This is a genomic window from Blautia coccoides (assembly GCF_034355335.1).
GTDB lineage: Bacteria > Bacillota > Clostridia > Lachnospirales > Lachnospiraceae > Blautia > Blautia producta.
On record NZ_CP136422.1, the window covers coordinates 137,771 to 153,382 of the forward strand.

At 47.3% G+C, this 15,612-nt stretch carries 13 protein-coding genes; 10 read left to right on the plus strand and 3 right to left on the minus strand.

Features of this window, described 5'->3' with window-relative positions:
* Positions 1 to 46: 46 nt before the first annotated feature.
* Positions 47 to 304: a hypothetical protein gene (locus BLCOC_RS00595; protein WP_018597136.1), complete on the plus strand. Its 258-nt coding sequence runs from the start codon at positions 47 to 49 to the stop codon at positions 302 to 304.
* A gap of 95 nt (positions 305 to 399) precedes the next feature.
* Here BLCOC_RS00595 and BLCOC_RS00600 read toward each other — a convergent pair whose 3' ends face one another.
* Positions 400 to 1,590 (minus strand): MalY/PatB family protein, encoded by a 1,191-nt coding sequence (locus tag BLCOC_RS00600; RefSeq protein ID WP_115624038.1) that lies wholly within the window; start codon positions 1,588 to 1,590, stop codon positions 400 to 402.
* A 438-nt stretch (positions 1,591 to 2,028) separates the two neighbouring features.
* Between BLCOC_RS00600 and BLCOC_RS00605 the strand changes: the two genes are divergently transcribed.
* From BLCOC_RS00605 to spoVT, 5 genes are all read left to right on the plus strand, one after another.
* On the plus strand, positions 2,029 to 2,874 hold the full coding sequence (locus BLCOC_RS00605) for an HAD family hydrolase (RefSeq protein ID WP_115624039.1): 846 nt from the start codon (positions 2,029 to 2,031) through the stop codon (positions 2,872 to 2,874).
* 224 nt (positions 2,875 to 3,098) lie between these two features.
* Positions 3,099 to 4,859 carry a phosphotransferase gene (locus BLCOC_RS00610; protein WP_115624040.1) on the plus strand — a complete coding sequence of 587 codons (1,761 nt, stop codon included), beginning with the start codon at positions 3,099 to 3,101 and terminating at the stop codon, positions 4,857 to 4,859.
* A gap of 1 nt (position 4,860) precedes the next feature.
* Positions 4,861 to 5,757: an NTP transferase domain-containing protein gene (locus BLCOC_RS00615; protein ID WP_115624041.1), complete on the plus strand. Its 897-nt coding sequence runs from the start codon at positions 4,861 to 4,863 to the stop codon at positions 5,755 to 5,757.
* Positions 5,758 to 5,835: 78 nt separating this feature from the next.
* Positions 5,836 to 6,777, plus strand: a complete 942-nt coding sequence (locus tag BLCOC_RS00620) for a DMT family transporter (protein ID WP_029470908.1) — start codon at positions 5,836 to 5,838, stop codon at positions 6,775 to 6,777.
* A gap of 136 nt (positions 6,778 to 6,913) precedes the next feature.
* Positions 6,914 to 7,456 carry a stage V sporulation protein T gene (gene spoVT / locus BLCOC_RS00625; protein ID WP_018597129.1) on the plus strand — a complete coding sequence of 181 codons (543 nt, stop codon included), beginning with the start codon at positions 6,914 to 6,916 and terminating at the stop codon, positions 7,454 to 7,456.
* A gap of 106 nt (positions 7,457 to 7,562) precedes the next feature.
* On the opposite strand, the gene BLCOC_RS00630 is transcribed toward spoVT, so the two are convergent.
* Positions 7,563 to 9,026 (minus strand): nicotinate phosphoribosyltransferase, encoded by a 1,464-nt coding sequence (locus BLCOC_RS00630; RefSeq protein ID WP_029470907.1) that lies wholly within the window; start codon positions 9,024 to 9,026, stop codon positions 7,563 to 7,565.
* A 160-nt stretch (positions 9,027 to 9,186) separates the two neighbouring features.
* Complete coding sequence (locus BLCOC_RS00635) at positions 9,187 to 9,768, minus strand: M15 family metallopeptidase (RefSeq protein WP_115624042.1); 582 nt, start codon at positions 9,766 to 9,768, stop codon at positions 9,187 to 9,189.
* Between the two features lie 137 nt (positions 9,769 to 9,905).
* Here BLCOC_RS00635 and BLCOC_RS00640 point away from each other — a divergent pair, with 137 nt between their 5' ends.
* The 4 genes from BLCOC_RS00640 (at position 9,906) to BLCOC_RS00655 (ending at position 15,585) form a co-directional block, all read left to right on the plus strand.
* The gene (locus tag BLCOC_RS00640) at positions 9,906 to 12,290 is read left to right on the plus strand and encodes an ATP-binding protein (RefSeq protein ID WP_029470905.1); all 2,385 of its coding nucleotides are present in this window, start codon (positions 9,906 to 9,908) and stop codon (positions 12,288 to 12,290) included.
* A gap of 185 nt (positions 12,291 to 12,475) precedes the next feature.
* Complete coding sequence (locus tag BLCOC_RS00645; protein ID WP_242999112.1) at positions 12,476 to 13,285, plus strand: MurR/RpiR family transcriptional regulator; 810 nt, start codon at positions 12,476 to 12,478, stop codon at positions 13,283 to 13,285.
* Positions 13,286 to 13,579: 294 nt separating this feature from the next.
* Positions 13,580 to 14,617: a zinc-dependent dehydrogenase gene (locus BLCOC_RS00650; protein WP_018597123.1), complete on the plus strand. Its 1,038-nt coding sequence runs from the start codon at positions 13,580 to 13,582 to the stop codon at positions 14,615 to 14,617.
* A 125-nt stretch (positions 14,618 to 14,742) separates the two neighbouring features.
* Positions 14,743 to 15,585: a class I fructose-bisphosphate aldolase gene (locus tag BLCOC_RS00655; protein WP_018597122.1), complete on the plus strand. Its 843-nt coding sequence runs from the start codon at positions 14,743 to 14,745 to the stop codon at positions 15,583 to 15,585.
* Positions 15,586 to 15,612 lie beyond the last annotated feature (27 nt).

The following is a 15,612-nucleotide window of genomic DNA, read 5'->3' on the forward strand; positions in this document are numbered from 1 at the left end:
ATCTGAAAATCTGTGATATAATGACAGGGAAAAGGAGAGATACAGCATGGGATTCAATCCGATAAAAATGATGCAGGCCAGAACTGCTATGACACAATTTGAAAAGCGTCATCCGAAAGTCCGGGGATTTCTGGAATCCGTATCTGCGGATGCCCTTCAGGAGGGAACTGTAGTGGAGGTCAGTGTGACCACACCCCAGGGAAAGAATTATATTACAAATATTAAAGTTACAAGGGAAGACATAGAACTGTTCCGAAATGCCAGACAGATGAGCCGGGGACGGCAGCAGGAAAAAGATGTATAAGGGCAGACAGGACAGGCAGCTACAGAAAGTGTTTAAGGTTTTGAAAAGGCAGCTCCGCCAGAGAGAAGATAGATTCTGGCGGAACTGTCTGTTTTTTATTTTATAAGGAGTGTGTCAACAGCTCCTTTTATCTGTTCCAGTGCCTTTAAGATCACATGGCGGGGGCTTCCCAGATTCATCCGGAAGCAGCATTCCCCTCCGTCTCCGAACATGGTTCCCTTATTCAGCCATACTTTGGCCTTTTGGATAAGGAAGTCATCCAGAGCATCACTGTCCAGTCCCAGAGCCGAGAAATCCAGCCAGACCAAATAGGTGCCGTCCGGCTCCATGAGCCTGACCTGAGGCAGATTCTCTTTCAGAAAACTGCGGACAAGGGCGACATTACCATCCAGATATTCCAACAGTTCATCCAGCCAGTTTTCGCCGTAGGTATAGGCAGCTTTGCAGGCATCAAGAGCGATGACGTTGCTGGCCTCAATGCTGGCTCTTGAGATTTCCTGTTCCACGGCTTTTTTGATATCCGGGTTTGGTATGAAGATGTTGGACAGCCCAAGGCCTGCAATATTAAAGGTTTTGCTCGGGGCAGTGCAGATAATGCTGCGCTGGTTCATCTCCTCGCTGATGGAAGACCATTCTGTAAACGTATGGCCCGGAAGGATAAAGTCGTGATGGATTTCATCTGCAACCACATAGACCTGATGGCGGAGACAGATGTCAGCAGTCTTTTCAAGCTCTTCCTTACTCCAGATACGGCCGCCCGGATTGTGCGGAGTACAGAGAACCAGCATTTTTACTTTTTCTGTCTCGATCTGTCGTTCCATTTCCTGAAAATCTATATGGAAGCGGCCGTCATCCCCTGTTTTCAGACAGTGCTTTACTACGTTTCTATTGTTGGCAGTCAGCACGTTCTTGAAGGGATGATACACGGGCTGCATGATCATCACACTGTCCCCTTTTTCTGTCAGAGCGCGCACAGCCGTGGCGATGGCACAGACAACCCCGGGAATGCGTACCATCCATTCTTCTTTCACATCCCATCCGTGGCGTTTCAGCATCCAGGAGTGGATGGCTTCAAAATAATCTTCATGTACACCGGCGTAACCAAATATGCCGAATTTCCCCGCCTCTGCGATCACCTGGCAGACTTCCCTGGGGGAGCGGAAATCCATGTCAGCTACCCAGAGGGGAATCACATCCTCAGGCACATGATATTCTTTTTTAAATGCGTGTTTTATGGAATTAGTCTGGGACCGGTCAATATATTCGTCAAAATTGTATTCTGACATATCTTGTTCTCCTTTGCATAACGGTATTTTCTTGCAACAGTATAACATTTTTTTGGTGAAATTCCTAGCAAAAAAGAGGAGTCTGCGCGATGTACAGCAAAATTCCAAGTAGACCGGCACCAAAATGAACTATCCTAAAGAGCGGAACTGTACACCGTGATGCGTGTTGCTGGTCAGAGTGAACAGTAACAACTTAAATATTTCTGCAAAGTGCCGGAAGTATGTTTATTGCGGCATGAAAAAGAAAATAGTATAATAGGATTAACTATTCGGCAGGTCTGCGCATTTTCTGCGCTGACTGTGAGAAAGTGTTCAGCGGGCAGGCGAAAATCTCATCACAGCAGGCGGTTTTATATGGATTTTTGCCCGTAACTGTCAAGCTACTGAACAGTTATCAATCGGATATAATGAATATGTTGCAAAACGGAGGGCAGGAGAATGAAAAATGTAGCAAAAGATTTTGAAAAGTCCAGGGACTTTTTAATATGTATCGATTCTGACGGCTGTGCTATGGATACCATGGATGTAAAACATATGCGCTGTTTTGCGCCGTGCCTGGTACACGAATGGGATTTGGGGGAATACAGGGACGATATTGTGCGGCTTTGGAGGAAGATCAACCTGCTGAGCAGAAGCCGCGGTATCAACCGTTTCAAAGGGCTGGCCAAGATACTGGTGGAGATCAATGAGAATTACGCCAGAGTGGACGGCCTGGATGAGCTGATCTACTGGGTTCAGACAACAGATGAGCTGTCTGAAGAGAGTCTCAGAGAGGCTTATGAGAGAACCGGCTGCAACTGTATGAAGAAAGCGCTGGAGTGGTCAAGGCTGGTCAACGATTCTATTGTGATGATCTCCAACAGCAGGAAGTCACCCTTTGAAGGCGTTGAGGAAGCCTTAAAACTCATAAAGGGAAAGGCAGATGTGGTGATCGTCACAGCCTCCAACGGTCAGGAGATCCGCAGGGAGTGGGAGGACAGCGGTCTCATGGAATACGCGGATCTGCTTCTCTCTCAGGAGTCAGGCACCAAGGAGATGTGCCTTCGGTCTCTGACAGAACACGGTTATGAAAAGGACCATGTGCTCATGATCGGTGATGCCCCTGCAGATAAGATGGCAGCGGAGAGCGCAGAAGCTTTGTTCTACCCGGTTCTGGCGTACCAGGAGACAGAGTCCTGGGAAGAATTTGCAGCAGAGGGTCTGAAACGTTTTCTGGAGGGAACATTTGCCGGAACCTACCAGGAGGAGAAAATAAAAGAATTTTATGCCAATCTGGATCTGTAACAGTCCGGATAGAGGTAAAATAAGAGAAAATGCCTGTCAGATATGGTGTTTGATAGGATACTTCTTAAGCAGATTTTGGTTATTTACTTTGTCTGTTAAAGAGGTATCCTATCAGTGCTCCGGTCTGACGTTTTTTTTGTTTGGAGAAGAAAAATCTTGACAAGATCACAAAGGGGAGGTAATATAAAACTACAATGTTCATGAAAAGGAGAAAATAAGATTACATGAATATACAAGAATACGACGTTATGAACGCAATTATAGATAAGGGATATCACAGCCAGAGAATACTTTCCGAGAGTACAGGATATTCACTGGGCAAAGTCAATCAGTCTCTGGCAGCGCTGGTGCGCCAGGGATATCTGGACAAAGACTATGCATGGACAGACAAGGCCCTGGAAGAGATACAGCAGAAAAAGCCCAAGAACGCCATTATCCTGGCAGCGGGATACGGACTGCGCATGGTTCCCATTAACCGCGAGATTCCCAAAGGGCTTATAGAAGTCAACGGGGAGCCTCTTGTGGAACGCCTTATCAGGCAGCTTCACGAGGCGGGCATACAGCAGATTGATATTATTGTGGGATTTATGAAAGAGCAGTATGAATACCTGATAGATGAGTACGGTGTTAATCTGATCGTCAACCGGGAGTATGGTGAGAAGAACAACCTCCACTCCCTGAAGCTGGCAGCAGATAAGATATCCAATACCTATATTGTTCCCTGTGATGTGTGGTGCAGCTTTAATCCGTTTTCCGAAAGAGAGCTGTATTCCTGGTACATGGTTACTGATATGGTAGATGACGAGAGTGATGTCCGTGTGAACAGGAAGCTGGAGCTGGTAGCTGTGGACGCAGAGAAGAGCGGAAACGGCATGATAGGCATTTCCTATATATTGGAGCAGGACGCGGAGAAGCTTAGGGACAGGATCCGGGAGCTGACCGGAAAAAAATCCTTCGGCAATGCATTCTGGGAGGAGGCACTTATGGAGAAGGAGAAAATGACAGTCTCCGCCAGGGTGGTACCGGCCAGGGAAGTGTATGAGATCAATACATATGAACAGCTCAGAGAATTGGACGAGGGATCAAAACAGCTCAATTCTCAAATCCTGCTCATAATCGCGGAGGCCCTTGACTGCCAATTGAAAGAGATCGTGCAGATCGAGGTTTTGAAAAAAGGGATGACAAACCGTTCCTTCAAGTTTGCCTGCCGGGATAAAAGCTACATTATGAGGATTCCGGGGGAGGGAACAGAGCAGCTCATCAACCGCAGACAGGAGTATGAGGTGTATCAGATCATAAAAGATCTGAAGATAAGCGATACCATACGGTATTTTGATCCGGAGAGCGGATGCAAGCTCACAGAGTATTTGGAGAATGCCAGATGCTGTGACGGGGAAAACTCTGAGGATGTAAAAAAATGTATGAAGGTTCTGAGAGACTTCCATAAAAAAGATCTTACAGCGGGACATACCTTTGACATCTTTGAGCGGATGGAGTTCTATGAAAGGCTGTGGAACGGTGAGCCGTCCTGCTATCGGGATTATCTGAAGACAAAGGATAAGGTCTATGAATTGAAGGCATTCATAGATGCACAGCCGAAAAACTGGACACTCTGCCATATTGATGCCAACCAGGATAACTTCCTGATCCAGGGTGAGGGCGATAATGAGAAGATCACACTGATAGACTGGGAATATGCCGGTATGCAGGATTCAGATGTGGATATTGCCATGTTTGCCATCTATTCCATGTATGAGAAGGATAAGGTGGACGAGCTGATAGATGCCTATTATACCGAGGGCTGCAGCAGAGCGGTAAGGCTTAAAATCTACGCGTATGTGGCAGTCTGCGGTTTCCTGTGGAGCAACTGGTGTGAATTCAAAAGACATGAAGGTGTGGAATTCGGGGAATACTCTCTGAGACAGTACGGATATGCAAAAGAATTCTATAAGTATGTAAAACAAGGGTTGGAAGGAGAACAGTGATATGTCTTATCAGGCAGATAACGCGGTGATCCTGGCAGCAGGACTGTCCAGCAGATTTGCACCTATTTCATATGAGATGCCTAAGGCGCTGATACCTGTCAGAGGCGAGATACTGATCGAGCGCCAGATCCGCCAGCTCCGTGAGGCGGGTATTGACCAGGTCATCGTAGTGACCGGCTATAAGGCTGAAATGTTCGAGTATCTGAAAAAAAAGCTGGGTGTTGTTCTGGTCTATAACGCGGAGTATAACCAGAAGAATAATCACAGCTCCATCTATGCAGTCAGGGAATATTTAAAAAATACTTATATATGTTGTGCAGATAATTACTTTAATGTAAACCCCTTTGAGAAGAATGTGGAAGGAAGCTTCTATTCCGCTCTGTATGCAGAAGGGGAGACAAATGAGTGGTGTATGCAGGAGGATGAGGAGGGTATTATCACCTCAGTGGAGATCGGCGGCAGGGATTCCTGGTACATGAACGGGCCGGCCTTCTGGACAGAGGAATATACCCGGCAGTTTCTGGACATTCTCAACGAGGCATACGGAAAACCGGAGACGGCTGATAAGATGTGGGAAAATATTTATCTGGAGAACATAGAGAGACTTCCCATGAAGCTAAAAAAATGTGACGGCAGCCACATTTATGAGTTTGATTCCCTGGAGGAACTGAGGGAATTTGACGCGGCATATAAGGAACACTCCGGATCTTATATCATGGAATCTATCTCTGAAACCCTGGGATGCAGGGAAGGTGATATCCACGGTATCAATCCGGCGAAAAATGGAGACGGTTCCGTATCCGGCATACAGTTTCTGGCGCCGGGCGGTGCTTACCAGTATGATTACGCAGCAAAAAGTATCGTCAGATATGCCATGCAGGGAAGCTGCCGGTCTTAGAGGGGAAAACACTCTGGGATCAATCGGCAGCAGACAGGGCATTTGGGCGTATGATTTGAGAAGAATGGAGAGTATAAGATGATTACAGGTTTGGCAGCAGGTATCTTTTGGGCGGCAGATACTATTATTTTGGGAATCGCCCTTGCTATGACACCTTTTGTGAGTACACAACAGGCTATTTTTCTGGCACCTTTTGTGAGTACCTTTCTGCATGATTTTTGTTCTGCGGTCTGGATGCTGTTCTACATGGGTATCAGAAAACAGATGAAAAATGTTGTGCGGGCACTTAAGACCAGGAGCGGTAAATTTATTATCCTGGGTGCGCTGTTTGGCGGCCCTATTGGAATGACCGGCTATGTGTTTGCCATTAAATATCTGGGAGCAACCTACACGGCTATGATCTCCGCCATGTTTCCGGCGCTGGGGGCAGTGCTGTCCTATATTTTCCTGAAAGAGAGAATGAAACCTATTCAGATCATGGGATTCATTGTGAGTATCGGCGGTATGGTGGCTCTGGGATATACACCGGGAGGAAGTCAGATCAGCAATTTCGGGCTGGGATTTGCGTGTGCTCTCCTCTGTGTTGTGGGATGGGCTGTTGAGGTGGTCATCTGTGCTTACGGCATGAAGGACCCCAATGTGAATAATGAACATGCCCTGATGATCCGCCAGATGACAAGTGCTATCTTCTACGGCGCAGTGATCCTCACTGTGATTAAAGGCTGGGGATTTACAGCAGACATTGTATTATCAAAGACTACGGCTATCATCCTGATATCCGCGTTCTTCGGAACAGCGTCTTATCTGTGCTATTATAAAGCCATTAACACTTTGGGAGCTGCCAGAGGTATGGCTCTTGACATTACATACTCCGCATGGTCAATTGTACTGGCACTGATATTCCTGGGTCAGATGCCGGATGTGAAAAGCGTTATCTGCGGAATCGTGATCTTGCTAGGTTCACTCACCGCTGCGGCTGACCTGAAAGAAATCCTGGGAATGAAAGCAAAGACAGCATAATTTATAAATAACAAAAAATGTATAGTTTCCTCTATTTTACAAATACTACATTTAACTGCCAAAGTTACCATTCGTTCAGACGAAGGTGAAGTTAAAGAAGATAAATGTCATAATGTAAAATGGAGGAAATTTTTTTATGAAAGCTACAGGTATAGTCAGGAGAATTGACGATTTAGGGCGTGTGGTAATTCCAAAGGAGATCAGAAGAACGCTGCGTATCAGAGAAAGCGACCCGCTGGAGATTTTTACAGACCGGGAAGGAGAGATCATCCTGAAAAAATATTCTCCCATTGGAGAGCTTGGGAATTTTGCAAAGGAATATGCAGAGAGCCTGGCTCAGGTAGCAGGGTGTATGGTTTGTATCTGTGACCACGATCAGGTGATCGCTGCTGCCGGAAGCGGCTCCAAAGAATATATGGGAAAAAGGATACACTCTGAACTGGAGGATGTGATCGCTGACAGGGGAAATGATGTTGTCACAGAAAAAGGATTCCTGAAAGTGGTGGAGGATGACCGCTATGAGTACAGCTCACAGGCGTACTGCACCATCACATGCGCTGGTGACAGCATCGGGGTGGTGATCCTGCTTGGAAGAGAGGGTGGTAAGACATTTACTGAGACAGAGCTTAAGCTTGCCCAGGCGGCTGCCGGATTTCTGGGACGCCAGATGGAACAGTAGGAGAAATAAAAAAATAATGCGCCTGCCCGGAATCTGAAGATCAGGTTCGGGGACAGGCGCATTATTCATGTATAGTCATAATCGGTTTATTTGATTTGTTACCGGTTTATTCGATGGCAGCTTCGCCCATCTCTTCCAGAAGTCTTGACTTAATGGCGTACAGCTTGTCAGATAAGTCCACGTAAACCTCCTGGGGATTTACCAGACGCATAGTCTCACTCCAGAGTGTTTCTTTTTCCTTGGCACATATATCACGGATCTCCATTACGGACGGGGAAGTGTAGACACATTCTCCCTTCAGGAATACAGGAACAAGAAGCTCACGAAGGGCATAGGTGCCCCCGGCTATCTTGGTCTTCTTCCAGGTGGCCATGGGGTCGAAGATGATCATATCCCTATCTGTATCAAAAGTCTCATCAGCCAGACAGATCAAATCCGCCCGGATTTTTCCTGTGGCCTTGTCATATATCCTGTAAACCGTTTTGTTTCCGGGGTTCGTTACCTTTTCCACATTCTCAGAGAGCTTGATCTTGGGTACAAAGTCCTCATCATCCCGTTCCTTGATAGCGGCCAGCTTGTACACACCGCCAAAGGCCGGATGGCCGTTGGATGTGATCAGGTTGGTGCCTACACCCCAGGAATTGATCTTGGCACCCTGTGCCTTCAGGCTGTCGATCAGGTACTCGTCCAGATCGCTGGAGGCAGAGATGATAGCGTCCTCAAAGCCCGCCTCCGCCAGCATTTTATACGCCTGCTTGGAGAGGTAAGCCAGGTCACCGCTGTCAATGCGGATGCCGTACCCTTTCAGCTCAATACCCTCCGCCTGCATTTCTTTGAAGACGCGGATGGCATTGGGGACGCCGGAATCCAGCACGTCATAAGTATCCACCAGAAGGATGCAGGCATTGGGGTACTGGTTGGCATATGCCTTAAATGCAGTGTATTCATCAGGGAAACTCATGATCCAACTGTGGGCGTGGGTGCCTTTTACAGGCACATGGAACATCTGACCGGTGAGAACATTGGAGGTTCCCACACAGCCGCCGATCATGGCTGCCCTGGCTCCGTAGATACCTGCATCCGGGCCTTGGGCGCGCCTCAGGCCGAATTCCATGATGCCGTCTCCCTGGGCTGCATACACTACCCGGGAGGCTTTTGTAGCGATCAAGCTCTGGTGGTTCAGGATATTCAGCAGAGCTGTCTCAATAAGCTGGGCTTCCATAACAGGGGCGATCACCTTCACCAGCGGTTCTCTTGGGAATATGATGGTTCCCTCAGGAATGGCATAGATATCCCCGGTAAAATGGAAGCCCCGCAGGTATTCCAGAAAATCTGTGTCGAAAATGTTCAGAGTTTTCAGATAGTCAATGTCATCCGGGGAAAAGTGGAGGTCACGAATATATTCGATAATCTGTTCAAGTCCGGCAGCAATGGCGTATCCTCCGTCACACGGATTTTTTCGGTAAAAGGCATCGAAAACGACTACCTGGTCAGTAGGGTTTTTAAAATAACCCTGCATCATGGTCAGCTCATATAAATCAGTGAGTAATGTTAAATTCAAAGCTCTCATACTATAGTGCTCCTTTGCAATAGCTTTATCTGTCTGCCTTCCCTTAAAATCTGTCTGTTCTCCGGGATTGCGTCAGCCTTGGTGATATTATAGCACTTTTTGTGCAAAATGCAAGGATACACTGGCATTTTGCCGGATTATTTCGTGTATTTTCGTCTAATTATAACAAGTAGTATTCTTCCAGTGTCAGGCCGGTGAGGGACAGGTAGGGAGCAAGGGGTTCCCCCACATAACGGATGTGCCATGGTTCGTAGGGGAATCCGGTGATGGATTCCTTACCTCTGGGATAGCGAAGGATAAATCCATAGTGGGAGGCATAGGTGCTGAGCCATTTTCCCTCTGGTGTGAGGGCGAAGGTCTCTTCCAGCTCATAGTTCTCAGAGGGACAGGAGACATCCAGAGCCAGGCCGGTCTGGTGTTCGCTGCTTCCGGGAGGAGCCACGGCAGTCATGGGCGCGTCTCCGGTTTTCTTTAAGAGCTTCTCTCTCTTTACGAGGGCTGCCTCGTACAGCTCTCTTTGGCGGGTGTAAGGGCGGTAGCCTGAGACGCCCCACAGGTGTAACCCCTCCTTTTGGGCACGGTGAAACAGTTCCTCTGCGGCGGCCGCCGCATCCCTGACCAGGAGCCTTTTGGCATCGCCCGGAGGTGCTGAGAAGGGGATGGCAGGTTCTGTCAGGTTTTGGGGAATGTAGTTTTGGGACAGGAGGTGCTCCCGGTTGACCAGGATGGAAAGTTTTGACATGGTTCGACCAGCCTTATTATTCGTATTCAACCAGTATTCTATGCAGGAATAGGAGAAAAAAACACAGTTCCAGGATAGTAATAGGAAATATTTTGTAGTATACTGTACCCATATATCAGGGGACGCAATGAGCGGTAATGAGAGAAAGGGATACAGTTATGTTAGAACACTTCGGGGATATAACGATGATACAGGAGGTTCTTCAGCAGGCACAGACAGGACTCTGGATCATAGAGATAGAAGAGGGGAAAGAGCCCAGAATGTATGCTGACAAGGCCATGCTGGGACTGCTTGGGCTGGAGGAAGAGCCGGAACCGGAGGTATGCTACAGGGCCTGGTATGACAGGATCATCCCTGAGTATTACCCTCAGGTGGAGAAGGGCGTGGAACAGATGATGAGACACAGGCGCGCGGAGGTGCAGTATCCTTGGAAACATCCCAAATGGGGCAGGATATATGTCCGCTGCGGCGGTGTGCGGGATGACAGCTACGAAGACGGGGTCCGGCTGAGGGGCTACCACCAGAATATTACGGATACCATTAGGGCAGAGCAGGAGTCGGATGCTGTCATCAGAGCTTTGAGTGAACGGTATAAAGGGATTTACCTGTGTAATATGGAGACCGAGGAGATCAAGACCATAAAAGATTACCAGGAGATCGGCGGATATGTAGGGGGATGCTCCAGCCTCCAGGAATTTCTGTGTCTCTATGCATCAAGCAGCGTGCTTCCGGAGTACAGGAAGTATTTTCTGGAGCTGGCGTCAGGGAACAGGCTGATGGAACGTCTGACAGGAGAGAGCGGACGGGTGGAATATATCTACCGTGTGGTATCAGGAAACTGGAGACAGCTCCTCCTCCTGCCTTTTTCTGTGTCCGGCGGGGAAAGTCCCATTATCATAATGGCTTTTGATGACCAGAACGCGGAGATGGAGGAGCATTATAACCAGATGATCGCCCAGGCAGCGGTATCCAGAATGTATACGCTGGCTGTCAGTGTAGACATGGGAAAGACGGAGTATCACTGTGTACACTGCGCGGAGGAGAACCTGAAAATTGATCGGAACGGCAGTTTTGCCGATTATATAGGAAGACTGCAGGAGCGTGTCTGCCAGGAGGACAGAGAGGAACTGCAGGCTATTTACTGTGAGGAGAGTTACCGGGACAGGGGATGTCTGGAAGGTGAGCTGCGCATGTGGGATAAAAAGAAGCAGCTCCATTATTATACCTATTACGCGGCGCTCATAGAGCAGGATACAGGTGGAGGCTTCCTTCTGCTCATGAGGAATGTGGATGTAAAGCGTGAAGAGGATGAGAAGAACCGTCAGGCTCTTCTGACAGCCTATGAATCCGCCAAGACAGCCAATGAGGCAAAAACAAATTTTCTTGCCAGAATGTCCCACGATATCCGCACACCCATGAACGCCATTGTGGGAATGACGGCCATCGCCCAGGCCAATGCAGGCGATACGGAGAAAATACAGGACTGTCTGCACAAGATCAGTATCTCCAGTGAGCATCTTCTGGAGCTTCTCAATGAGGTTCTGGATATGAGCAGAATTGAGACTGGTAAGATAAGCCTGGCAAAGGAGTCCTTCCATCTGCAGGAGCTGATACAGAGCATTGGCACTATAATCGGGCATGAGATAGAGGAAAAGGGCCACAGACTTACCATATGTACTGACGAGGTTATACACAGAGATGTTCAGGGAGACACGGGGCGTATCCGGCAGATCCTGTTGAACCTGATCACAAACGCAGTCAAGTATACCCCGGACGGCGGATGTATCGGTCTTGCGGCAAAAGAGAAGGTATCAGATATCGCCGGTTACGGCAAATTTGAGTTTATTGTGGAGGACAATGGGATCGGCATGGATGAGAAATTTCTGGAGCATGTCTATGATCCCTTTGAGCGGGCGGACGATGAGCGTGTGAAGAATATTCAGGGGACGGGTCTTGGCATGTCCATCGTGAAAGGGCTTGTGAGCATGATGCAGGGCGATGTGCAGGTCCGCAGTGTACCGGGAAAGGGAACGCGTTTTACCGTGACTCTGTATCTGAAGCTGGAGAATAGGGAGGAAATTTCTGAGAAGAAAAAAACAGACAGACCTGTCACAAATCTTCTGGACAGTAACCCTCTGGCTGGCATCAGGATTCTGTTGGTGGAGGACAATGAGCTGAATCAGGAGATTGCCCGGGAACTGCTGGAGATGGCAGGGGCAGTGGTGGAACTGGCAAATAACGGCAGGGAGGCAGTGGATATGGTGCAGGAGCATCCGGACCGATATGGCACGATACTCATGGATATCCGTATGCCGGTTATGGATGGGTGTGAGGCGGCAAGGCGTATCCGTGCTCTGGGAAGACCGGATACGGACAGGGTTCCCATCATTGCCATGACAGCCAACGCGTTCTCCGAGGATGTAAAGCAGTCCCTGGATTCCGGGATGAATGCACATATTGCAAAACCAATTGACATGGAAAAGATCATCAGGACCATACAGGAGTATGTATGGAATTCATAGAAAAGGCTGAATTAAGGAAGTGATATCTGCAGCAGCAGCCATATAAAGTGCAGTCAAAATTCAAATCGAGGTTGAAACTTTTTTTCAAATATGGTATGATTTTTTTGTAAAAAAAGAAAATGGCAGATAAAAGAGGAGAATGAACTGTGGTAGGAGGAAGCTGCAAGGAAAAAATTTTAGGGAGAATGCACTTGCTTACCAACACGGAAGCGAAACTGGCAGCTTACATACTGGAACATTATGAGGAAGTGCTGAACTGTAATATTACGGAGCTGGCAGAAGAGGCAGGGGTAAGTGACGCGTCTGTCGTAAGATTCTGCAAGAGTGTGGGTTACAAGGGGTATCAGGATTTTAAAGTCAATGCGGCCAGGGATGTGCTGCCCAGGGATAAACACTTTAACCCCAGTCTGGAGCAGGGGGATGACCCGGAAACTATCTGCAGAAAGATTTTTGCCTCGGAGGTAAATGTTTTAAACAGAACACTGGCCGGGATCGATCTGCCTTTGCTCACAAAAGTGGCAGATCAGATACGCAGCGCAAAACGGCTGGTCTTTTTCGGCAGCGGCGGCAGTCTTTTAGTGGGAAAGGATGCCCAGCATAAATTTATGAAGATAGGTATCAGGGCTTTTGTCTATGATGATGTAGATATGCAGCTCATGGTTTCATCGCTTATGGAGGAGGGAGAGCTGGCTTTTGGGATTTCCCACTCAGGAAGCAACTGTAATGTTATAAATTGTCTGCGCAATGCCAGAGAAAATGGGGTCGATACAGTGGCTCTGGTAAGCCAGGGGAAAACGCCGTTGTCAAAAATTGCAGACGTGGTGCTGTATTCCTCGGCGGAGGAAACCATATTCCAGTCAGAGTCGGTGAGCACGCGGATAGCACAGCTTGCAATGATAGACACTCTGGTCGCTATCGTGGCATTTGAGGATTATGAGGATTCCTATACGGCCATCCAGAAGACCAGAAAGGCTACTTCAGAAAACAAATTATAAATGGAGCTGATGAGCTTTGGTGTGAATAAAAAGTCCGGTTCGCCGGACTTTTTATTTTGTCTAAACTGAAAAAAAATTACAGAAAAATTATTATTATGTGAAAACAAGTAAATTGATTTTCTGAAAAATATTTTTTATAAATCTGCGATAATGATGAAAAATCTTGAAAATACAGCGATATAACCAAAAATATAAAAGGAAATTGAAAATAATTTACAAAAAATAAAAATACTATTGAAAATAATTTTTAAATATGCTATGATGACATCAAGATAAAAAAAGGAGTGAAAAAGTATGAGAGCAGTTGTTTTGAACGGGCCAAATGATTTTGCACCGACAGATTTGCCGAAGCCTCAGATCGGAGATAACGACATACTTCTGGAGATGAAAAAAGCAGCTATCTGCGGAACGGACATGCGTATCCTTGCGGGAACCAAGACAAAGGGTGTTCGTTATCCATCCGTGATCGGCCATGAGATGTGCGGCATCATCAGTGAGATTGGAAAGAACGTATCTGGTTTTCAGGCAGGGGACAAGGTTGCCATTGCCAATGTGATTCCCTGTGGTTCCTGCCCGGCCTGTCTGGCGGGAAGAGAGAACGCCTGCATGAACCGAAAAGCGGTTGGATACGAGTTTGACGGAGGATTCGAGGAATATGTACTGATTCCCGAGATCGCCATTAAAAGCGGCAATGTCATCAAGCTTCCGGAACACGTATCTTTCACCGCAGGGGCTTTGATAGAACCTCTGGCCTGCTGTATCCGCGGACTGAAAAATGCCGGAACCGGATTTAACGATACTGTATTGATCGTAGGAGCCGGACCTATCGGATTGATGCACATGCAGCTTTCCAGGATCGCAGGGGCTAAGCAGGTCATCGTAAGCGAACCCAATGAGATGAGACGCCAGGTGGCGCTTGAACTGGGAGCAGACAAAGTGGTGGACCCGACGAAAGAGAATCTGGAACAGATCATCAGTGATGCCACAGGCGGCATGGGGGCGGATGTGATCATTATGGCTATCGGCGTTCCGGCGCTGGTGAACTCTACCTTGAAGCTCTGTAAAAAGGGCGGTACCGTGAACCTTTTTGCCGGATTTGCCGGAACAGGCGAATGCACTATAGAGGTAAATACCATCCATTATAATGAAATAACCGTCAATGGAAGCACTGCGTACAAGCGTGCCGATTATCTGGAAGCGGCAGACATGGTTATGACACAAAAGATCAATCTGGATAAAATTGCAACACATACATATAAAATTGATGATTTCCAAAAGGCTTATGAGATGTGTAAAAGCGGTCAGGGTCTGAAGGTTATTATTGAACCGTAAAGTAAAGGTATCTATACAAAAAGTATTTATGCAAAAGCATCTATACAAGAACATTTATACAAAGAGCATATATAAAAAAGCATATATAAAAAACATTTATATAAGAAGAAAAGGAGATTAAAATTATGGCAATGTTAGGCAAAGAGGTAAGAATGAGCAGACTGGTCAATCCAAAGAGCAATAAAATGATGGCGATCACAGTTGACCATGCCACTTCGAGGGGAATCGCTCCTCTGACAGGACTGCATCATGTTCAGGACACCATTGATAAGATAATCTTGGGAAGACCGGATGCCATGACCCTGACAAAAGGGATTGCAGAGCACTGCATGTGGAACCACGCGGGAGAGGTGGCAATGCTGATGAAGATTTCCAACTATTCCCCGGTAGCTCCAACCAGAGACACGGTCTTCGGTACTGTTGACGAAGCGATCCGGATGGGCGCCGACGCTGTATCTATGGGATGCATGACACTGGGTGACTTCCAGGGAGAGCAGTTTGAAGCGATCGGAAGAGTTTCTGAAGAGTGCATGAGAAAAGGAATGCCTCTCATCGGACATGTATATCCGAAAGGTGAGAGCGTGAAACCGGAAGACAGAACTGCCTGGGAGAATATTGCTTATTGTGTAAGAAGCGCCTGTGAGCTGGGTATGGATATTATAAAGACTACCTATACAGGAGACCCGGACAGTATGGCTAAAGTGGTGGCAACCGTGCCTTCTACCTTCCGTATTGTTATCCAGGGCGGAGATGCCTGCAAGACATTGGATGACTATCTGCAGATGACCAGAGAAGCTATGGACTGCGGTGTGGGCGGTGTGACCATGGGAAGATTTGTATGGGATTACAAAGATGTAACGGCTCTTGTCATTGCTCTGCGTTATATCATCCATGAGGGATACAGTGTAAAAGAGGCAAAGGAGCTTCTGGCCCAGCTTGAAAATGACAAAAACTACAGTGAATTCTAAGAGAAACCAATAACATACGAAACGGGT

What these genes read in the sequence shown, in the direction of transcription:
- BLCOC_RS00605 (WP_115624039.1), top strand. Translation starts at nt 2,029, where the DNA reads ATGAAAAATGTAGCAAAAGATTTTGAAAAGTCCAGGGACTTTTTAATA.
- BLCOC_RS00640 (WP_029470905.1), top strand. Translation starts at nt 9,906, where the DNA reads ATGAGAGAAAGGGATACAGTTATGTTAGAACACTTCGGGGATATAACG.
- BLCOC_RS00595 (WP_018597136.1), top strand. Translation starts at nt 47, where the DNA reads ATGGGATTCAATCCGATAAAAATGATGCAGGCCAGAACTGCTATGACA.
- BLCOC_RS00630 (WP_029470907.1), bottom strand. Translation starts at nt 9,026, where the DNA reads ATGAGAGCTTTGAATTTAACATTACTCACTGATTTATATGAGCTGACC.
- BLCOC_RS00655 (WP_018597122.1), top strand. Translation starts at nt 14,743, where the DNA reads ATGGCAATGTTAGGCAAAGAGGTAAGAATGAGCAGACTGGTCAATCCA.
- BLCOC_RS00650 (WP_018597123.1), top strand. Translation starts at nt 13,580, where the DNA reads ATGAGAGCAGTTGTTTTGAACGGGCCAAATGATTTTGCACCGACAGAT.
- BLCOC_RS00620 (WP_029470908.1), top strand. Translation starts at nt 5,836, where the DNA reads ATGATTACAGGTTTGGCAGCAGGTATCTTTTGGGCGGCAGATACTATT.
- BLCOC_RS00600 (WP_115624038.1), bottom strand. Translation starts at nt 1,590, where the DNA reads ATGTCAGAATACAATTTTGACGAATATATTGACCGGTCCCAGACTAAT.
- BLCOC_RS00635 (WP_115624042.1), bottom strand. Translation starts at nt 9,768, where the DNA reads ATGTCAAAACTTTCCATCCTGGTCAACCGGGAGCACCTCCTGTCCCAA.
- BLCOC_RS00610 (WP_115624040.1), top strand. Translation starts at nt 3,099, where the DNA reads ATGAATATACAAGAATACGACGTTATGAACGCAATTATAGATAAGGGA.
- BLCOC_RS00615 (WP_115624041.1), top strand. Translation starts at nt 4,861, where the DNA reads ATGTCTTATCAGGCAGATAACGCGGTGATCCTGGCAGCAGGACTGTCC.
- spoVT (WP_018597129.1), top strand. Translation starts at nt 6,914, where the DNA reads ATGAAAGCTACAGGTATAGTCAGGAGAATTGACGATTTAGGGCGTGTG.
- BLCOC_RS00645 (WP_242999112.1), top strand. Translation starts at nt 12,476, where the DNA reads ATGCACTTGCTTACCAACACGGAAGCGAAACTGGCAGCTTACATACTG.